Annotated in this window: 17 protein-coding genes and 2 tRNA genes; 2 read left to right on the top strand and 17 right to left on the bottom strand. The window is 53.8% G+C overall.

Annotation, left to right across the window (positions count from 1 at the left end; all coding sequences use genetic code 11):
* Nucleotides 1–87 precede the first annotated feature (87 nt).
* The 11 genes from KK102_RS12705 to KK102_RS12655 all read right to left on the bottom strand — a co-directional run bounded on the left by KK102_RS12705 (nt 88) and on the right by KK102_RS12655 (nt 12398).
* Complete coding sequence (locus KK102_RS12705) at nt 88–1983, bottom strand: DEAD/DEAH family ATP-dependent RNA helicase (protein ID WP_126545312.1); 1896 nt, start codon at nt 1981–1983, stop codon at nt 88–90.
* Nucleotides 1976–2056: a protein YrbN gene (gene yrbN, locus KK102_RS22400; RefSeq protein WP_100122156.1), complete on the bottom strand. Its 81-nt coding sequence runs from the start codon at nt 2054–2056 to the stop codon at nt 1976–1978. Before yrbN ends, KK102_RS12705 begins: the two co-directional genes overlap by 8 nt.
* A 107-nt stretch (nt 2057–2163) precedes the next feature.
* Nucleotides 2164–3048, bottom strand: a complete 885-nt coding sequence (gene nlpI, locus KK102_RS12695) for a lipoprotein NlpI (protein WP_013098912.1) — start codon at nt 3046–3048, stop codon at nt 2164–2166.
* A gap of 109 nt (nt 3049–3157) precedes the next feature.
* On the bottom strand, nt 3158–5290 hold the full coding sequence (gene pnp, locus KK102_RS12690; protein WP_126545313.1) for a polyribonucleotide nucleotidyltransferase: 2133 nt from the start codon (nt 5288–5290) through the stop codon (nt 3158–3160).
* Between the two features lie 242 nt (nt 5291–5532).
* Complete coding sequence (gene rpsO / locus KK102_RS12685) at nt 5533–5802, bottom strand: 30S ribosomal protein S15 (RefSeq protein WP_003861789.1); 270 nt, start codon at nt 5800–5802, stop codon at nt 5533–5535.
* 155 nt (nt 5803–5957) lie between these two features.
* A complete protein-coding gene (gene truB / locus KK102_RS12680) occupies nt 5958–6908 on the bottom strand; it encodes a tRNA pseudouridine(55) synthase TruB (RefSeq protein WP_126545314.1) in 951 nt (316 codons plus the stop codon).
* Nucleotides 6908–7312 carry a 30S ribosome-binding factor RbfA gene (rbfA, locus tag KK102_RS12675; protein ID WP_126545315.1) on the bottom strand — a complete coding sequence of 135 codons (405 nt, stop codon included), beginning with the start codon at nt 7310–7312 and terminating at the stop codon, nt 6908–6910. Before rbfA ends, truB begins: the two co-directional genes overlap by 1 nt.
* A gap of 106 nt (nt 7313–7418) precedes the next feature.
* Nucleotides 7419–10106 carry a translation initiation factor IF-2 gene (gene infB, locus KK102_RS12670; RefSeq protein WP_216357720.1) on the bottom strand — a complete coding sequence of 896 codons (2688 nt, stop codon included), beginning with the start codon at nt 10104–10106 and terminating at the stop codon, nt 7419–7421.
* Nucleotides 10107–10130: 24 nt separating this feature from the next.
* Complete coding sequence (gene nusA, locus KK102_RS12665) at nt 10131–11633, bottom strand: transcription termination factor NusA (protein ID WP_126545317.1); 1503 nt, start codon at nt 11631–11633, stop codon at nt 10131–10133.
* Between the two features lie 28 nt (nt 11634–11661).
* On the bottom strand, nt 11662–12114 hold the full coding sequence (gene rimP / locus KK102_RS12660; protein ID WP_014833432.1) for a ribosome maturation factor RimP: 453 nt from the start codon (nt 12112–12114) through the stop codon (nt 11662–11664).
* A 207-nt stretch (nt 12115–12321) separates the two neighbouring features.
* Nucleotides 12322–12398 (bottom strand) — tRNA-Met (locus KK102_RS12655).
* A gap of 287 nt (nt 12399–12685) precedes the next feature.
* Here KK102_RS12655 and argG point away from each other — a divergent pair.
* The gene (argG, locus tag KK102_RS12650) at nt 12686–14032 is read left to right on the top strand and encodes an argininosuccinate synthase (protein WP_015571974.1); all 1347 of its coding nucleotides are present in this window, start codon (nt 12686–12688) and stop codon (nt 14030–14032) included.
* A 164-nt stretch (nt 14033–14196) separates the two neighbouring features.
* Here the strand turns inward: argG and KK102_RS12645 are convergent.
* The 6 genes from KK102_RS12645 to rlmE form a co-directional block, all read right to left on the bottom strand.
* Nucleotides 14197–14283 (bottom strand) — tRNA-Leu (locus KK102_RS12645).
* Between the two features lie 9 nt (nt 14284–14292).
* Entirely contained in the window at nt 14293–14625 is a 333-nt protein-coding gene (gene secG / locus KK102_RS12640; RefSeq protein ID WP_003861803.1) for a preprotein translocase subunit SecG, read from the bottom strand.
* Between the two features lie 223 nt (nt 14626–14848).
* On the bottom strand, nt 14849–16186 hold the full coding sequence (gene glmM, locus KK102_RS12635; protein ID WP_126545318.1) for a phosphoglucosamine mutase: 1338 nt from the start codon (nt 16184–16186) through the stop codon (nt 14849–14851).
* Entirely contained in the window at nt 16179–17027 is an 849-nt protein-coding gene (gene folP, locus KK102_RS12630; RefSeq protein WP_216357719.1) for a dihydropteroate synthase, read from the bottom strand. Before folP ends, glmM begins: the two co-directional genes overlap by 8 nt.
* Nucleotides 17028–17125: 98 nt before the next feature.
* Nucleotides 17126–19060, bottom strand: a complete 1935-nt coding sequence (gene ftsH, locus KK102_RS12625) for an ATP-dependent zinc metalloprotease FtsH (protein ID WP_014833437.1) — start codon at nt 19058–19060, stop codon at nt 17126–17128.
* A 102-nt stretch (nt 19061–19162) separates the two neighbouring features.
* Entirely contained in the window at nt 19163–19789 is a 627-nt protein-coding gene (gene rlmE / locus KK102_RS12620) for a 23S rRNA (uridine(2552)-2'-O)-methyltransferase RlmE (RefSeq protein WP_003861812.1), read from the bottom strand.
* 127 nt (nt 19790–19916) lie between these two features.
* Between rlmE and yhbY the strand changes: the two genes are divergently transcribed.
* Nucleotides 19917–20210, top strand: coding sequence for a ribosome assembly RNA-binding protein YhbY (gene yhbY / locus KK102_RS12615; RefSeq protein WP_003861814.1), 294 nt, complete (start codon nt 19917–19919; stop codon nt 20208–20210).
* The last annotated feature ends 108 nt before the right edge of the window (nt 20211–20318 follow it).

Here is a 20318-nt window from a genome sequence, read left to right as displayed (position 1 = left end):
CCAGTACAAGAGTACAAAGGGAATAAAAAAAGCCCCGATAGCATGTATCGGGGCTGTATATTTTACTTTACGTCAGAAGCGTAAGGCTTACGCGTCACCGAAACGACGACGGCTGGTGCCTTCTTCACGACGCGGGCCACGGCTTTCGCGGCGCTCGCCGGAGAAACGACGACCTTCACCACCGCGACCTTCGCTGCGACCGCCTTCACGACGCTCGCCGCCGAAACCGCGACCACCGCCACGACGTTCGCCGCCACGGTCAGGGCGTGGCTGTGCATCGCCCAGCAGCTGCATGTTCATCGGCTTGTTCAGGATGCGGGTACGCGTAAAGTGCTGCAGTACTTCACCCGGCATGCCTTTCGGCAGCTCGATGGTAGAGTGGGAGGCGAACAGCTTGATGTTACCAATGTAACGGCTGCTGATGTCGCCTTCGTTAGCGATAGCGCCAACGATGTGACGAACTTCAACACCATCATCACGGCCCACTTCAATGCGGTACAGTTCCATATCGCCTGCGTCGCGACGTTCACGACGAGGACGGTCTTCACCACCACGCTCTGGACGGTCACCACGTGGGCCACGATCGTTACGGTCGCCACGACGTTCGAAGCGGTCGTCACGGTCACGGAATTCACGCTTAGGACGCATCGGTGCATCTGGTGGCACGATCAGGCTACGTTCGCCCTGAGCCATTTTCAGCAGTGCTGCAGCCAGGGTTTCCATGTCCAGCTCTTCGCCTTCAGCAACAGGCTGAATCTGCGACAGCAGCGCACGGTACTGATCCAGATCGCTGCTTTCCAGCTGCTGCTGTACTTTGGCGGCGAATTTTTCCAGACGGCGTTTGCCCAGCAGTTCTGCGTTTGGCAGGTCCGCTTCTGGAATGGTCAGCTTCATGGTGCGTTCGATGTTACGCAGCAGACGACGCTCGCGGTTCTCAACGAACAGCAGCGCACGGCCAGCACGACCCGCACGACCGGTACGGCCGATACGGTGAACGTAAGACTCGGAATCCATCGGGATGTCGTAGTTAACAACCAGGCTGATACGCTCAACGTCCAGACCACGTGCTGCCACGTCGGTTGCAATCAGGATATCCAGACGACCGTCTTTCAGACGCTCCAGAGTCTGCTCACGCAGGGCCTGGTTCATGTCGCCGTTCAGCGCGGCGCTGTTGTAGCCGCTACGCTCCAGGGCTTCAGCCACTTCCAGGGTCGCATTTTTGGTACGAACGAAGATAATCGCCGCATCAAAATCTTCCGCTTCCAGGAAACGTACCAGCGCTTCGTTTTTACGCATGCCGTATACAGACCAGTAGCTCTGGCTGATATCCGGGCGAGTGGTTACGCTGGACTGAATGCGCACTTCCTGCGGCTCTTTCATGAAGCGGCGGGTAATGCGACGGATAGCTTCCGGCATGGTTGCAGAGAACAGCGCGGTCTGATGACCTTCCGGGATCTGCGCCATGATGGTTTCGACGTCTTCGATGAAGCCCATACGCAGCATTTCATCTGCTTCATCCAGTACCAGGCCGCTCAGTTTAGAGAGGTCCAGAGTACCGCGCTTCAGGTGATCCAGCAGACGGCCCGGCGTACCGACGACAATCTGTGGGCCCTGGCGCAGGGCGCGTAACTGCACGTCATAACGCTGGCCGCCGTACAGGGCAACCACGTTTACGCCGCGCATATGTTTAGAGAATTCCGTCATGGCTTCAGCAACCTGAACAGCCAGTTCACGGGTTGGTGCCAGGACGAGGATCTGCGGCGCACGCAGGTCCGGATCGATGTTGTTCAGCAGCGGCAGCGAGAATGCTGCAGTTTTACCGCTACCAGTCTGGGCCATGCCCAGCACGTCACGACCAGAGAGCAGATGTGGGATACATTCTGCCTGGATCGGAGATGGTTTTTCGTAACCCAGATCGTTAAGGGCTTCAAGGATAGGAGCCTTCAGGCCCAGATCTGCAAAAGTGGTTTCGAATTCAGCCATGTAGTACGAGTGCCTCAATGTCAATGGCGGCCAGTCTACTTAGCTCATCGTGAAAATGATTAGCAATTTTCATTGAAAAGTGTGAACCGGCTCAAAGTAGGTGTATTGACGAACAACAACGCCCTCACCAGTTAAGGTGATGACAATCAAAAGATTACGGGCTGATGTTTATGTCGTCAGCTATTGCTGGTCCGATTCTGCCAGGTCGTCTTGCTCCTGGCCCAAGAGCGATAATTCCAACAATGCATAACGGTGCTCAACGAAGTTGTGTACGTTGTTAGCAACCGCTAATTTGAACAGTGCCGTAGCGCTGTCCTTATCCCCCAGACTTAGGTAGTACTTACCTAAATAGAAGTTGGTTTCACTGAGATGCTCAGCGAGCGAGGTGTTATCCGTTGCGTCCGCCTTGAGGCGTTCCATCAGCGTTGCTTCGCTAATGTTGCCCAGGTAGAACTCGACAATGTTCCATCCCCACTGTTCCTTGTCCGATTTATCGAAGCGCTGTTTCAGTGCTTCTTTGGCCTGCTTCTCATCGAGCTTCTGCTCAACGATGTAAAGCCACAGGCTGCGGAAAGGATCATTAGGATCGTCTTGATAAAACGCCAGCAGATCATCTTGCGCTAACTTATCACGACCGCCGTAATACAATGCGATACCGCGATTCAAGTGCGCGTAGTTGTAAGTTGGATCAAGCTCAAGTACAGAATCAAACGCTTCATAGGCAGCATCAAAATTGCCTGCCTGCGTTAAGTAAATGCCTAAGTAATTGAATACTTCAGGCATATCAGGTCGAATTGCCAGCGCTTGTGAAAAATCATTCCGCGCTAATGCCCTCAGACCGAGACTATCATACAACACTCCGCGCTCATATAAAAGCTGTGCGCGTTCGTCATCGGTTAAAGCCCGACTGGCAAGAATTTGTTCCATGCGCGCCAGAATCACTTCCTGCTGCAAAGTCGGTTGCAATGGCACTGCGAGGACTTCGCTCTTACGCCAGGCAGAGTTGCTGCATCCTGCCAGCGTTAAAGCTGTCGCAACGAAACACCAGCGCAAAAAAGGCTTCATTTCCCACTCCCGAAGACAACTATTGGATGAACGTCCTGTCCCCCGGCGGCTTAACAAGGCGTCCTGCCTGATAATAAACCCTCCGCCGAAGCGGAGGGCAAATGCTACCTTACTCGCCTTGTTCTGCGGCTGGCGCTTCTGGCGCAGCGGCAGGAGACTGCTCGGTTGCTTCTTTAATGCTCAGACGGATACGGCCCTGACGGTCAACTTCCAGAACCTTAACCGGCACTTCCTGACCCATCTGCAGGTAATCGGTCACTTTCTCAACGCGCTTGTCAGCGATCTGAGAGATGTGGACCAGACCTTCTTTACCGCCACCGATGGCAACGAACGCGCCAAAGTCAACGATACGGGTCACTTTACCTGCGTAGACACGACCCACTTCGATCTCTGCAGTGATCTCTTCGATGCGGCGGATAGCGAATTTCGCTTTTTCGCCGTCGGTTGCTGCGATCTTCACAGTACCGTCATCTTCGATTTCGATCGTGGTGCCGGTCTCTTCGGTCAGCGCACGGATGACGGAACCGCCCTTACCGATAACATCTTTGATCTTGTCTGGATTGATCTTGATGGTGTGAATACGCGGTGCGAATTCAGAGATATCACCGCGTGGCGCGTTGATAGCCTGTTCCATCACGCCCAGGATGTGCAGACGCGCACCTTTAGCCTGGTTCAGAGCAACCTGCATAATCTCTTTGGTGATACCTTCAATTTTGATATCCATCTGCAGCGCAGAGATACCTTCGCGGGAACCCGCGACCTTGAAGTCCATATCGCCCAGGTGGTCTTCGTCGCCCAGGATGTCAGACAGAACAACAAAGTTGTCGCCTTCTTTCACCAGACCCATAGCGATACCCGCCACAGCGGCTTTGATTGGTACGCCTGCATCCATCAGCGCCAGAGAGGCACCACACACGGAAGCCATGGAAGAAGAACCGTTAGATTCGGTGATCTCAGAAACCACACGCACGGTGTACGGGAATTTGTCAGCTTCCGGCATCACTGCCAGCACGCCGCGCTTCGCCAGACGACCGTGACCAATTTCACGACGCTTCGGCGAGCCAACCATACCGGTCTCACCTACGGAGTACGGAGGGAAGTTGTAGTGGAACAGGAAGCTGTCAGTACGCTCGCCCATCAGTTCGTCGATGTTCTGTGCGTCACGTGCGGTACCCAGGGTCGCGGTAACCAAGGCCTGCGTTTCGCCACGGGTGAACAGTGCGGAACCGTGAGTACGTGGCAGTACGCCAGTACGAACATCCAGACCACGGATCATGTCTTTTTCACGGCCATCGATACGCGGTTCGCCTGCCAGTACGCGGCTACGAACAACGTTTTTCTCGATAGCGTGCAGAATTTCGCTCAGCTCGTTAGCATCCAGCGTTTCGTCTTCAGCAACCAGCGTAGCGATGGTTTCAGACTTGATCACGTCAACCTGAGCGTAACGCTCCTGTTTGTCGGTGATGCGGTACGCATCGCTCAGACGAGATTCTGCCAGAGCGGCAACGCGTGCATTCAGCGCGTCGTTTGCTGCTTCTGGCTGCCAGTCCCAACGCGGTTTACCGGCTTCTTTCACCAGGTCGTTGATGTTCTGGATAACGATCTGCTGCTGGTCGTGGCCAAATACCACAGCGCCCAGCATCTGGTCTTCGCTCAGCAGTTCAGCTTCGGATTCCACCATCAGAACTGCCGCTTCGGTACCCGCAACCACCAGGTCCAGCTTACTTTCTTTCAGCTCTTCCTGAGTTGGGTTCAGCACGTACTGGTCGTTGATGTAGCCAACGCGCGCGGCACCGATTGGGCCATTGAATGGAATACCAGACAGTGACAGGGCAGCAGATGCGCCGATCATAGCAACGATGTCCGGGTTAACCTGTGGGTTAACGGAAACAACGGTCGCGATAACCTGTACTTCGTTAACGAAGCCTTCCGGGAACAGCGGGCGAACCGGGCGGTCAATCAGACGCGCGATCAGCGTTTCGCCTTCGCTTGGACGGCCTTCACGACGGAAGAAGCCACCCGGGATTTTACCGGCAGCGTAGGTACGCTCCTGGTAGTTAACGGTCAGCGGGAAAAAGTCCTGACCTGGTTTAGCTTTTTTCTGGCCAACAACGGTAACGAATACCGCGGTGTCATCCATGCTTACCATAACGGCAGCAGTAGCCTGACGTGCCATCATGCCGGTTTCCAGCGTGACGGTATGTTGACCATACTGGAATTTACGAACGATCGGATTCAGCAAAGTTCTGTCCTTTCTTAAATGTATGACAGCACACCACAGGTGTGCTGACGATTTAACCCGACCTTCTTCGCATCCTCGCGACTAATGACAACCGACACCCCCATGGGTGAAGCCTCTCATTAGCCGCGCGAACCTCTGCAATGAAGATCATTTATAGCAACAATACAATAGTTTCCAGTGAATTGCTGCCGTCTGGTTGAAAAAAGGGGCCATCAGGCCCCCTTTTCTGAAACTCGCAAGACTTAGCGACGCAGACCCAGACGCTCGATCAGCGCGGTGTAACGTGCAACATCTTTACGTTTCAGGTAGTCGAGCAGTTTACGACGCTGAGAAACCATACGCAGCAGACCACGACGGCTGTGGTGATCTTTTTTGTGCTCTGCAAAGTGACCCTGCAGGTGGTTAATCTGTGCAGTCAGCAGTGCAACCTGAACTTCGGTAGAACCGCTGTCGTTAGTACCACGACCAAACTCAGAAACGATTTTAGCTTTAGCTTCAACGCTTAGAGACATTTTCAAACTCCAGAATATAAAGAATGTAAGGATGCCGATCTCTAATTCAGCAATCCCAGTATACGACCAACAAACTGTTAAACAATTTGCAGACCGTTAAGCGGCGATATTCTACTCGTCTCCCCTGCTTATCGCAAGGTGAGGTGTTATTGCCGTCACGCTTCGACCGGATACTCGACGACCAGACGACGCGGCGCAACGCGCCCTTCACCGTCCATTTCGCCCATACCGATGAATTTCCCGTCATCACCTTCCGTCACGCGTACCAGCCCTTCAAGCGGCGCATCCGCCGTACGAACCGGGTTTCCGTTCTTAAAGTAAACGGACGATGTTAAAGGAAGATTAACGATCGGAAAGTCCGCCGCCGGACTGTCCATTGGCATCAGCAAGGGATCCAGCAATTCTGCTGGCGCTATTCCCTGCGCTTCCGCCTGTTCAACCAGTTCGCGAAGACGCTCAAGCGTCACCATACGTTCGACCGGATACTTGCTGACAGCCAGACGACGCAAATAAATCACATGCGCCCCGCAGCCCAGTTTTTCACCGAGATCGTCGATGATGGTACGAATATAGGTACCTTTCGAACAGTGCACTTCCAGCTCCAGCTCATCGCCTTCATGGCGAATGAACAGCAGTTCATACACGGTAATCGGACGGGCTTCACGCGGGACGTCGATGCCCTGGCGCGCATATTCGTAGAGCTTTTTGCCCTGATATTTCAGCGCCGAATACATCGACGGAACCTGCATCGTGTCACCACGGAAGCTTTCCAGCGCCGCATCAAGCTGCTCTGCGCTGAAGGCCACCGGGCGCTCCTCCACGACCTGGCCATCCGCGTCGGAGGTGTCCGTTCGCTGGCCCAGTTTAGCGATAACGCGATAACGCTTATCGGAGTCGAGCAGGTACTGGGAGAACTTTGTCGCCTCTCCCAGGCAGACCGGCAGCATACCGGTCGCCAGCGGATCCAGCGCGCCCGTATGGCCCGCACGGTTGGCGTTAAAAATACGCTTCACTTTTTGCAGTACGTCGTTGCTGGATGCACCCTGCGGTTTATCCAGCAGCAGTACGCCATGCACGTCGCGACCGCGACGACGAGGACGACTCATCAGTCCTCCTTGCTGTCGTCCGATGGGTTCACACGACGCTCATCGTCATGTTTCACCACGCTGGTCACCAGGTTGGACATGCGCATACCTTCTACCAGCGAGTTATCGTAGAAGAAGGTCAACTCAGGCACGATACGCAGACGCATCGCTTTGCCGAGCAGAGAGCGGATGAAACCAGAGGCTTCCTGCAGCGCTTTAATACCGTTTTTCACCGCGGCTTCGTCCTGATCGTTCAGGAAAGTCACGAACACTTTGGCATAGGCCAAATCGCGGGACATCTCAACACCGGAAACGGTGGTCATCATACCAATACGCGGGTCTTTGATTTCGCGCTGCAGGATGAGCGCGATCTCTTTTTGCATTTCCTGCGCCACGCGCTGTGGGCGACCGAATTCTTTCGCCATAATAAATTCTCCAGACAAAAAAGGGGCTAAAAGCCCCTTTTAAAATTATTGCCGGGTGGCGCTTCGCTTACCCGGCCTACGTCAGCCAATCTTCAGTCGACGAAGATTACGCGATGGTACGCTGAATTTCGATGATCTCGAACACTTCGATCATATCGCCAACGCGAACGTCGTTGTAGTTCTTCACGCCGATACCACATTCCATGCCGTTACGGACTTCGTTAACGTCATCTTTGAAGCGGCGCAGGGATTCCAGCTCGCCTTCGTAGATAACCACGTTGTCACGCAGTACGCGGATTGGGTTGTGACGCTTGATGTTACCTTCGGTAACCATACAGCCCGCGATCGCACCGAATTTCGGTGATTTGAACACGTCACGTACTTCAGCCAGACCGATGATCTGCTGTTTCAGCTCAGGAGACAGCATGCCGCTCATCGCTGCTTTCACTTCGTCGATCAGGTTATAGATGACGGAGTAGTAGCGCAGATCCAGGCTCTCGGATTCAATCACTTTACGCGCAGACGCATCAGCACGAACGTTGAAGCCAACCAGGATGGCGTTGGACGCAGCAGCCAGTGTCGCGTCGGTTTCGGTGATACCACCTACGCCAGAACCGATGATCTTCACCTTCACTTCGTCGGTAGACAGTTTCAGCAAGGAGTCGGAGATCGCTTCCACAGAACCCTGAACGTCGGCTTTCAGCACGATGTTCACTTCGTGAACTTCGCCCTCGGTCATGTTGGCAAACATGTTCTCGAGTTTAGATTTCTGCTGACGAGCCAGTTTAACTTCACGGAATTTGCCCTGACGATACAGTGCAACTTCACGCGCTTTCTTCTCGTCACGCACAACGGTCACTTCGTCACCGGCAGCCGGAACACCGGACAGGCCCAGGATTTCCACTGGAATGGATGGACCCGCTTCCAGCACTTCCTGACCCAGTTCGTTACGCATCGCACGAACGCGACCGTATTCGAAACCACACAGAACGATGTCGCCTTTGTGCAGCGTCCCTTCGCGAACCAGAACGGTTGCAACCGGACCACGACCTTTATCCAGGAAGGATTCGATAACCGCGCCGCTTGCCATACCATTACGGATCGCTTTCAGCTCCAGAACTTCAGCCTGCAGCAGGATAGCGTTCAGCAGGTCGTCGATACCGGTACCCGCTTTTGCAGATACAGGGATGAACTGCGCTTCGCCGCCCCACTCTTCCGGCATAACGCCGTACTGAGACAGTTCGTTCTTCACGCGATCCAAATCGGCTTCTGGCTTATCGATTTTGTTGACCGCAACAACCAGAGGCACCTGCGCCGCTTTCGCGTGCTGGATAGCTTCAATGGTCTGCGGCATCACGCCATCGTCTGCCGCAACAACCAGTACAACGATATCCGTTGCCTGAGCACCGCGAGCACGCATTGAGGTAAACGCTGCGTGGCCTGGGGTATCCAGGAAGGTGATCATGCCGTTTTCGGTTTCTACATGGTAAGCACCGATGTGCTGGGTAATGCCACCCGCTTCGCCGGATGCCACTTTAGTCGAGCGAATGTAGTCGAGCAGAGAGGTTTTACCGTGGTCAACGTGACCCATGATGGTCACTACCGGTGCGCGCGGTTCAGCCGCTGCGCCGGTGTCACGGTCGCTCATTACTGCTTCTTCCAGCTCGTTTTCACGACGCAGGATAACTTTGTGGCCCATCTCTTCAGCAACCAGCTGTGCGGTTTCCTGGTCGATGACCTGGTTGATGGTCGCCATTGCGCCCAGCTTCATCATCGCTTTGATGACCTGAGAGCCTTTAACCGCCATCTTGTTCGCCAGTTCGCCAACGGTAATGGTTTCGCCGATCACAACGTCACGGTTAACGGCCTGAGCCGGCTTCTGGAAGCCCTGCTGCAGAGCGGAACCTTTACGCTTGCCGCCTTTACCACCGCGAACAGCCGCGCGTGCTTCTTCACGATCGGCTTTAGATTCAGCGTGCTTGTTGCCTTTTTTCGCCGGACGCGCAGCTTTTGCATTACGGCCACGGCCACGGCCGCCTTCTACTTCACGGTCGTTATCATCTTCTGCCTGACGTGCGTGCTGAGAAGTGGTCACGTGATAGTCGCTGGTGTCTTCAGACTGCTCAACGGTATCAACACCGTTCTTCTCATTTTCTTCTGCCATACGACGCGCTTCTTCGGCGACGCGGCGAGCTTCTTCTTCCAGCTTACGGCGGGCTTCTTCTTCCGCTTTACGCTTAAGCTCGGCAGCTTCATTTTCACGGCGGGCTTTTTCAGCCTGGGCGGTTTTGGTCATTTCGTCTGTCTGTTGATTGCTCACTTTGTCTTTTTCCGCAGCGTCACGCTTCACTTTATCACTTGCGTCGCGTTTCGCTTTTTCTGCGGCCTCACGTTCAGCTTTTAATTCTGCTTCACGTTTGGCGGCTGCTTCCGCCTCACGCTGAGCTTGTTCTTCCGCTTCACGCTGTGCCTGCTCTTCCGCGGCAAGGCGTTCTGCCTCTTGCGGATCACGTTTTACAAAGGTGCGCGTCTTGCGGACTTCAATTTGTACCGATTTGCTTTTGCCACCGGTACCAGGGATGTTTAACGTGCTACGCGTTTTGCGCTGCAGCGTTAACTTGTCAGGCGTAGAGCCGTGTTCACGGTTCAGGTGCGTTAACAAGGTTTGTTTTTCTTGCGCGGTCACCGAGTCATCAGCGGACTTCGGGATCCCTGCATCAGCAAATTGCTGTACCAGGCGGTCCACGGAGGTCTGAATCTCAGCAGCCAGCGATTTTACAGTTACATCAGTCATGCTGTTCCTTCCTGCTACAGTTTATTACGCTTCGTCGCCGAACCAGCAAATATTACGTGCGGCCATGATGAGCTCGCCGGCTTTCTCGTCGGTTAAACCTTCGATATCAGCCAGGTCATCAACGCCTTGCTCGGCGAGATCTTCCAGCGTACAAACACCACGGGCAGCCAGCTTGAACGCAATCGCACGATCAAGACCTTCCAGATTCAGCAGGTCATCAGCCGGCTTTTTATCGCCAAGGCTTTCTTCCTGAGCCAGTGCCAGGGTGGTCAGTGCGTTTTTAGCGCGTTCACGCAGGGCTTCAACAGTCTGTTCATCCAGACCGTCAATTTCCAGCAGCTCTTTCATTGGCACATAGGCCAGTTCTTCCAGCGTAGAGAAACCTTCTTCAACAAGAACAGTGGCGAAGTCTTCGTCAATGTCGAGGTATTTCGTGAAGGTATCGATCGCCGCGTGGGCTTCAGCCTGATGCTTAGCCTGCAGATCATCAACGGTCATGACGTTGAGTTCCCAGCCGCTCAGCTGTGACGCCAGACGTACGTTCTGACCGTTACGGCCAATCGCCTGCGCCAGGTTGCCCGCTTCTACAGCGATATCCATGGTGTGTTTGTCTTCGTCAACAACGATAGACGCGACATCCGCCGGAGCCATTGCGTTTATCACGAACTGCGCCGGGTTGTCGTCCCACAGAACGATATCGATACGCTCGCCGCCCAGCTCGGTCGAAACCGCCTGAACACGCGCGCCGCGCATACCGACGCAAGCACCGACCGGGTCGATACGCTTGTCGTTGGTTTTCACCGCGATTTTCGCACGGGAACCCGGATCGCGAGCCGCCGCTTTAATCTCGATAACTTCTTCGCCGATTTCCGGCACTTCGATACGGAACAGTTCAACCAGCATTTCTGGTTTAGAACGGGTCACGAACAGCTGTGCACCACGCGCTTCAGGGCGTACCGCGTACAGAACACCGCGAATACGGTCGCCTGGGCGGAAGTTTTCACGCGGCAGCATGTCTTCGCGCAGGATCACGGCTTCAGCGTTGCCCGGCATCCCTTCGGATTTGATCTCCAGAGAGATGTTGTCGCGGTTCACTTTCTTCACCACGCCGGTGATGATTTCGCCTTCCTGATCGCGGAACTGATCGACAACCAGCGCGCGCTCGGCTTCGCGCACTTTCTGCACGATAACCTGTTTGGCGGTCTGGGTGGTGATACGGTCGAAGGTGACAGATTCAATCTGATCTTCAACGTAGTCACCCACGTTCAGACTTTCGTCTTCAAAACGTGCGGCTTCCAGCGTGATCTCTTTGGTCGGCTGGGTCACTTCTTCAACGATTACCCAACGACGGAATGTATCGAAGTCACCGCTTTTACGATCGATTTCTACGCGAACATCGATCTCTTGTTCATATTTTTTCTTGGTTGCTGTAGCCAGTGCACTTTCCAGCGCTTCAAAAATCTTCTCACGCGGCAGTGATTTCTCGTTGGAGACGGCTTCAACAACAGCCAAAATTTCTTTGTTCATCGCGGGCTTTTCACCTCAATCCAGACTGTTAAAAGTGGGGAACCAGGTTCGCCTTCTGGATATTACTCAGCGCGAACACTTCATCTTTGCCTTCGACTGTCACCGTGATCATTTCACCATCAACGGCTTTGATAATTCCCTGCCATTTACGGCGGTTCTGTACGGCCATACGCAGAACGAGAGCCACTTCTTCACCGGTAAAGCGCACATAGTGCTCGGCCGTGAACATCGGGCGATCGAGGCCAGGTGAGGAAACTTCCAGGTTGTACGCAACGGTAATCGGGTCTTCAACATCAAGAACCGCACTCACCTGGTGGCTGACATCAGCACAATCATCAACATTGATGCCATCTTCACTATCAATATAGATGCGCAGCGTCGATGTACGGCCGCGAACGAATTCGATGCCGACCAGTTCGTAGCCCAGTGCTTCGACCGGTGCAGTAATCATCTCTGTTAATTTTTGCTCTAATGTGGACAAGCCCACCCCCAAGACATAAAAAAAGGGCGTAAAGCCCAGTTATTCTGTAGTCAGATAACAAAAAACCCCGATAAATCGGGGCTTTAGATAACTGAACCCTATAGCCACAACTGTGGCCTGGAGCACTCTCCGAAAGAATTTTTTCAAATCCAGCTACGAAGGCTCTAAGTCTTCACAGTATATTTGAAAAAGAACTTTATGGGAAAGTGGTTGCGGGGGCCGGATTTGAACCGACGACCTTCGGGTTATGAGCCCGACGAGCTACCAGGCTGCTCCACCCCGCGCCTGAAACGTGGCAAATTCTACGCGTTTTAGGTAGAAAATGCAAATAATGCTGGGATTTGGTACCGAAGACGGGACGTAAAATCGGCGTTCAGTATATTGATAGTTGACCCCGCCTGTCAAGGCGACTTCGGCCAGATCGATTAGACCAAATTTTTTACAAAAAACGCATGAGTCTCTTCCGGTCTTCGGCAAAAGATGATTAAATGAATACTCACTTATTTTGCATAAAAATGCACAAGAGAGCGAAAGCGGTCTCTAATCAGTCAATCAAGCAGGGTTTTATTATATGACGACGATTCTCAAGCATCTTCCGGTAGGACAACGTATTGGCATCGCTTTCTCAGGCGGCCTGGATACCAGCGCTGCACTGCTGTGGATGCGCCAAAAGGGAGCGGTTCCGTATGCATATACTGCGAACCTGGGACAGCCGGATGAGGAAGATTATGATGCGATCCCTCGTCGTGCCATGGAGTATGGCGCAGAGAACGCACGATTGATTGACTGCCGTAAGCAGCTGGTAGCCGAAGGTATCGCTGCGATTCAGTGCGGTGCTTTCCACAACACGACTGGCGGCCTGACCTATTTCAATACCACCCCGCTGGGGCGCGCCGTGACGGGCACCATGCTGGTTGCCGCCATGAAAGAAGATGGCGTGAATATCTGGGGTGACGGCAGCACCTATAAAGGCAACGATATCGAACGCTTCTATCGTTATGGCCTGCTGACCAACGCCGAGCTGCAGATCTACAAACCGTGGCTGGATACCGACTTCATCGACGAGCTGGGTGGCCGTCATGAAATGTCTGAATTTATGATCGCCTGCGGCTTTGACTATAAGATGTCCGTCGAGAAAGCCTACTCCACAGACTCCAACATGCTGGGTGCGACGCACGAAGCGAAAGACCTGGAATTCCTGAACTCCAGCGTGAAGATCGTTAACCCGATCATGGGCGTGAAGTTCTGGGACGAGAACGTGAAGATCCCGGCAGAAGAAGTGACCGTACGCTTCGAACGCGGCCATCCGGTTGCCCTGAACGGTAAAACTTTCTCTGACGACGTTGAGCTGATGCTGGAAGCTAACCGCATTGGCGGTCGTCACGGTCTGGGCATGAGCGATCAGATTGAAAACCGTATCATCGAAGCGAAAAGCCGTGGCATCTATGAAGCCCCGGGCATGGCGCTGCTGCACATCGCTTACGAGCGTCTGCTGACCGGTATTCATAACGAAGACACTATCGAGCAGTATCACTCGCATGGTCGTCAGCTGGGCAAACTGCTGTATCAGGGCCGCTGGTTCGATCCGCAGGCGCTGATGCTGCGCGATGCGCTGCAGCGTTGGGTGGCGAGTGCAATCACCGGTGAAGTGACGCTGGAACTGCGTCGCGGCAATGACTACTCCATCCTGAATACCGTGTCTGACAACCTGACCTATAAAGCAGAGCGTCTGACCATGGAGAAAGGTGAGTCCGTGTTCTCGCCGGACGATCGTATCGGCCAGCTAACCATGCGTAACCTGGACATTACCGATACCCGCGAGAAGCTGTTCAACTATGTTGAGAATGGCCTGCTCTCCGCCAGCTCCGGTAACGGCCTGCCGCAGGTTGAAAACCTGGAACACAGCGATAAGAAGTAATAGACAGCAAGACATGCAAAAGGCGCCCACTGGGCGCCTTTTTTGTGCGCTTACCGGGCAAAATGGCGGGTGGCGCTTGCGCTTACCCGCCCTACAAAAGATCGGAGACACATAATCTACAGACGAAAAAAAAGACGTCTTTCGACGTCTTTCTTCTGGAATATTGGTACCGAGGATGGGACTCGAACCCACAAGCCCGTTAGGGCACTACCACCTCAAGGTAGCGTGTCTACCAATTCCACCACCTCGGTACGGAATACTTACTGCGGGATATCGCTGGTCGGCTTAGCCGGTGCAGCTGGCTGAGTCTGCTCAGTTTTTGCTGGCGCGCTCAGATTTTCCCACTCGCTTCCTTTACTGGTCTTGTTGCTATTGATATTGCCCAGCACCAGACTGATGATGAAGAACAGCGTAGCCAGAATCGCCGTCGTACGGGTCATGAAGTTCGCAGAACCACTTGAACCAAACAGCGTACCGGAAGCGCCTGCTCCGAAGGAGGCTCCCATATCAGCGCCTTTACCTTGCTGCAGCATGATCAGCGCTACAAGAGCGATGGCTACAATAAGGAAAATAACTAAAAGAGCTTCGTACATAATCAACCTGTTCCTTGCGGATTTGCCGCATACCAATGCTTCGACCAATTAGCAGGATTTTTGTTTCCCACTGAAGCGGGTGTGAATACTAACCAAAGCGAATGACCTTCGCAAGGGCATTTTCGACGCATTGTATCAACTGCGGAAAAAAACAGCAAAAAGCCATGAAATGCTTAAAACAAAGGCGGCAAGCGCCGCCTTTTTAAACACTTACTGTGAAAAGTTATGCAGCTTTCACCGCATCCGCGATGCGATGCGCGAATTCAGTCACCTGCGCTTCGTCTTCGCCTTCCACCATCACGCGGATCAGCGGTTCGGTACCGGACTTACGCAGCAGCACGCGTCCACGGCTGCCCAGAGCCGCTTCAACGTCAGCCATCACCGCTTTCACGTTGTCATTTTCAAGCGGATCGCCTTTCCCCGCTGTGAAACGCACGTTAACGAGGATCTGCGGGAACATCTTCATGCCGCTGCAGAGATCGTGCAGGCTCATATGGTTGCGCGCCATGGCGGCAACCACCTGCAGGCCCGCCACGATGCCGTCACCGGTGGTGGTTTTATCGAGCAGGATCACGTGACCGGAGTTTTCCGCACCGATTCGCCAGCCCTTCTCCTGCAATTTTTCCAGCACATAGCGGTCGCCCACTTTCGCGCGGACAAACGGAATACCGAGCTGTTTCAGCGCCAGTTCCAGCCCCATGTTGCTCATCAGCGTACCTACCGCGCCGCCACGCAGCTGACCCTGACGCAGACCTTCACGTGCAATGATGTAGAGGATCTGATCGCCGTCGACCTTGTTACCTTCGTGGTCGACCATGATCACGCGGTCACCGTCGCCGTCGAGGGCAATACCCAAATCGGCTTTTTCCGCCAGCACGCGAGCCTGCAGGGCACGCACGTCCGTCGCCCCCACTTCTTCGTTGATGTTCAGACCATCCGGCTCACAGCCGATGGTGATGACCTTCGCACCCAGCTCGCGAAAAACATTTGGAGCAATGTGGTAGGTCGCGCCGTTTGCACAGTCCACCACAATTTTAAGATGGGCCAGACTCAGCTCATTCGGGAAGGTGCCTTTACAGAATTCGATATAGCGACCCGCGGCATCAACGATACGGTTCGCTTTACCCAGCTCAGCGGAGTCGACGCAGGTGATCTCTTTTTCCATTTCCGCTTCAATGGCCTCTTCAACATCATCCGGCAGCTTGGTGCCGTCAATGGAGAAGAACTTGATGCCGTTGTCGTAGAACGGGTTATGGGAAGCAGAGATAACAATCCCTGCTTCCGCACGGAAGGTGCGCGTCAGGTAAGCAACAGCAGGCGTTGGCATTGGGCCTGTAAAGGAAGCGGAAAGCCCCGCTGCTGCCAGACCGGCTTCCAGGGCGGATTCCAGCATATAGCCTGAAATACGGGTGTCTTTGCCGATGATGATCTTACGGGAACCATGACGCGCCAGCACCTTGCCAGCAGCCCAGCCCAGCTTCAGGACAAAATCAGGGGTGATTGGAGCATCGCCTACGCGCCCACGGATACCATCGGTACCAAAATATTTACGATTACTCATAGCGTTTGTTTTCCTTCGCTGCCAGTGTGGCTTCCACCACACGCATGGCTTCTACTGTTTCTTTGACGTCATGGACACGAATAATGTGCGCACCCTGCATCGCCGCAATCACCGCGCAGGCCAGGCTGCCGCTCAGGCGTTCGCTCGGCCCTACATTCAGCAACTGGCCAATCATCGATTTCCTCGACATCCCCACGAGCAGCGGCAGGCCGAAGTGATGAAATTCTGATAAGCGCGCAAGCAGCGCATAATTGTGAGAGAGATTTTTACCGAAACCGAACCCCGGGTCGAGCAGCAATTTCTCTTTTGCGATACCCGCACGCTCGCAGCGTGCGATATGCTCAATAAAGAAGCGATTCACGTCGGCAAAGACATCATCATACTTCGGCGCCTCCTGCATGGTTTTCGGCTGTCCCTGCATGTGCATCAGGCAGACCGGCAGGCCCGTTTCCGCAGCCGCTTCAATCGCGCCAGGCTCAGTCAGTGAGCGAATGTCATTGATAATGTGAGCGCCCACTTTCGCCACTTCACGAATCACCTCAGGCTTGGACGTGTCAACGGAGATCCACACCTCAAATCGCTGAGCAATGGCCTCAACCACGGGCACCACGCGCGCCAGCTCTTCTTCCACAGACACGTCCGCCGCACCGGGGCGCGTCGATTCTCCACCGACATCAATGATGGTGGCACCCGCATTGATCATTAAATTTGCGTGCTTCACCGCCTCAATAAGCGTGTTATGCGTGCCACCGTCAGAGAAGGAGTCAGGGGTAACATTCAGGATCCCCATCACATGCGGATGCGAGAGATCGAGATGCGAGTCCTGGGCGAAGAGTTTCATGGCAAAATCCCTGGTATTTATAAGTTTTAACGGATAAGAAAAACCCCGGAGCAAGCTCCAGGGTTTGAGGTACAGACAAACATTTCAACAGATGTGACTTACTTGTCGCCCAACTGTTCTGACATGGTGTTGCCCGGGTTTGGCGTACGCGGTTCATCAACCGGGCGCGGTGCACGCGGGGTGCCATTGTTGTCAGAATTGTTGGAAGCACCTGGATCTTCCCAGCCAGCTGGCGGACGCACTTCACGGCGTGCCATCAGGTCGTCAATCTGCGGTGCATCGATGGTCTCATATTTCATGAGCGCATCTTTCATCGAATGCAGAATGTCCATGTTGTCATTCAGGATCTGACGCGCGCGGCCGTAGTTACGTTCAATCAGCGCCTTCACTTCCTGGTCGATGATACGAGCCGTTTCATCGGACATATGTTTCGCTTTCGCCACGGAGCGGCCCAGGAAGACTTCACCCTCTTCCTCTGCATAGAGCAGCGGACCGAGTTTGTCGGAGAAGCCCCACTGCGTGACCATGTTACGCGCCAGGTTTGTCGCGACTTTAATGTCGTTAGACGCACCAGTAGAAACATGTTCTGCGCCGTAGATAATCTCTTCAGCCAGTCGACCGCCGTACAGCGTTGAAATCTGACTTTCCAGTTTCTGACGGCTGGCGCTGATCGCATCACCTTCCGGCAGGAAGAATGTTACGCCCAGAGCACGGCCACGAGGAATAATCGTCACTTTGTGCACCGGATCGTGTTCCGGCACCAGGCGACCGATAATCGCGTGACCTGCCTCGTGGTACGCCGTGGACTCTTTCTGCGCTTCCGTCATCACCATGGAGCGACGTTCCGCACCCATCATGATTTTGTCTTTCGCTTTCTCGAACTCCACCATCGACACCACGCGCTTGTTACCGCGAGCAGCAAACAGGGCAGCTTCGTTGACCAGGTTAGCCAGATCCGCACCGGAGAAGCCCGGAGTACCGCGCGCAATGATTGCCGCGTCGATATCTGGTGCCAGCGGTACGCGACGCATGTGGACTTTCAGAATCTGTTCACGACCACGAACGTCCGGCAGACCGACCACGACCTGACGGTCGAAACGGCCTGGACGCAGCAGCGCCGGGTCAAGTACGTCCGGACGGTTAGTCGCCGCGATAACGATAATACCTTCGTTACCTTCGAAGCCGTCCATTTCAACTAGCATCTGGTTCAGCGTCTGCTCACGTTCATCATGACCACCGCCCAGACCTGCACCACGCTGGCGGCCTACGGCGTCGATTTCATCGATGAAGATGATGCACGGTGCTGCCTTCTTGGCCTGCTCGAACATGTCACGCACACGAGATGCACCAACACCCACGAACATTTCTACGAAGTCAGAACCTGAAATAGTAAAGAACGGCACCTTCGCTTCACCCGCGATAGCTTTCGCCAGCAGGGTTTTACCGGTACCCGGAGGACCCACCATCAGAACGCCTTTCGGGATCTTACCGCCCAGTTTCTGGAAACGGCTCGGCTCACGCAGGTATTCAACCAGTTCGCCCACTTCTTCTTTTGCTTCGTCACAACCTGCAACGTCAGCAAACGTGGTCTTGATCTGATCTTCCGTCAGCATACGCGCCTTGCTCTTACCGAACGACATGGCACCTTTGCCACCGCCGCCCTGCATCTGACGCATAAAGAAGATCCAGACGCCGATAAGAAGCAGCATCGGGAACCAGGAAATGAAGATAGAAGCCAGCAGGCTTGGTTCTTCTGGCGGCTCGCCAACCACTTTGACGTTTTTAGTCAGAAGGTTATCGAGCAGCTTAGGATCGTTCACCGGGATGTAGGTCGTGTAACGGTTACTATCTTTCTTGGTAACGTTTATCTCACGTCCGTTGATACGCGCTTCGCGAACCTGGTCCTGATTGACCTCCTGCAGGAAGGTAGAATAATCCACCTTGCGGCCATTCGACTCGCTGGGCCCAAAGCTCTGGAATACTGACATCAGCACGACGGCAATGACCAGCCAGAGAATTAGGTTTTTCGCCATGTCACTCAAGGGATTAACCTCACATTACAACTGTGTTAAAAACAGCGTCAGGATACTCTATATCCAGTTTCATTCAAACTTTCGTCTGAAATCTACCGGTTATCATTTTCGCCCGGTCGCTACAATATACACTTCACGGGAACGCGCCCGGGAAGAGTCCGGCTTACGAACTTTAACCTTCGCAAACAGGGAGCGAATTTCCTTAAGGTACTCCTCGAAACCTTCGCCCTGAAACACCTTCACAACAAAACTACCACCAGGCGCTAGTACATCACGACACATTTCTAACGCTAGCTCCACCAGATACATGGCGCGGGGGATATCCACCGCCGGTGTTCCGCACATATTTGGTGCCATATCTGACATGACAACCTGGACCTTACTGTCACCTACACGATCAAGTAACGCTTTCAGCACTAATTCATCACGAAAGTCGCCCTGAAGGAAGTCGACACCGACGATGGGATCCATTGGTAAAAGATCGCACGCGATGATTCGGCCCGTTCCGCCGATCTGCGTTACCGCATACTGGGACCATCCGCCAGGTGCCGCACCGAGGTCAACAACCGTCATCCCCGGCTTAAAAAGTTTGTCACTTTGCTGTATTTCATCAAGTTTAAACCAGGCACGGGAACGCAACCCCTTTTTCTGTGCCTGTTGAACATATTTATCGCTAAAGTGTTCCTGGAGCCAGCGGCTGGAGCTGGCAGAACGCTTTTTACCTGTCATTTAACATTTCCGTCCTGGTTCATCGTTGCTTGCCTGTGACGTAAATTTCTACGCAGCTATTTGGCGATATAAGGGAGATGGCGGTAGAATGAACCGTTTTCAATCCCAACGTAAGCAAAAATATACGATGAATCTGAGTACTAAACAAAAACAGCACCTTAAAGGTCTGGCACATCCGCTCAAGCCTGTAGTGATGCTTGGCAACAATGGTTTGACCGAAGGGGTGCTTGCCGAGATTGAACAAGCGCTGGAACACCACGAGCTGATCAAGGTGAAAATCGCCTCTGAAGACAGAGACACTAAAAACCTGATCGTGGAAGCCATCGTGCGCGAAACCGGCGCCTGTAATGTACAGGTCATCGGTAAAACGCTGGTGCTCTACCGCCCATCTAAAGAGCGCAAAATCTCGCTGCCACGTTAAGGATATCCCTAATCGAACACATTTTCTGTGTAAAACGAGGGATTTCTGTCAGCAGGTGAGCAAAATGCCACGCTCCTTGAGTTGTTAAAAGGCCGCTATGCGGCCTTT

The organism is Enterobacter quasimori (assembly GCF_018597345.1).
In the GTDB taxonomy this organism is placed as follows: Bacteria; Pseudomonadota; Gammaproteobacteria; order Enterobacterales; family Enterobacteriaceae; genus Enterobacter; species Enterobacter mori.
Note: the sequence above shows the minus strand (reverse complement) of the source record. Positions and strands in the feature narration are given on the sequence as shown.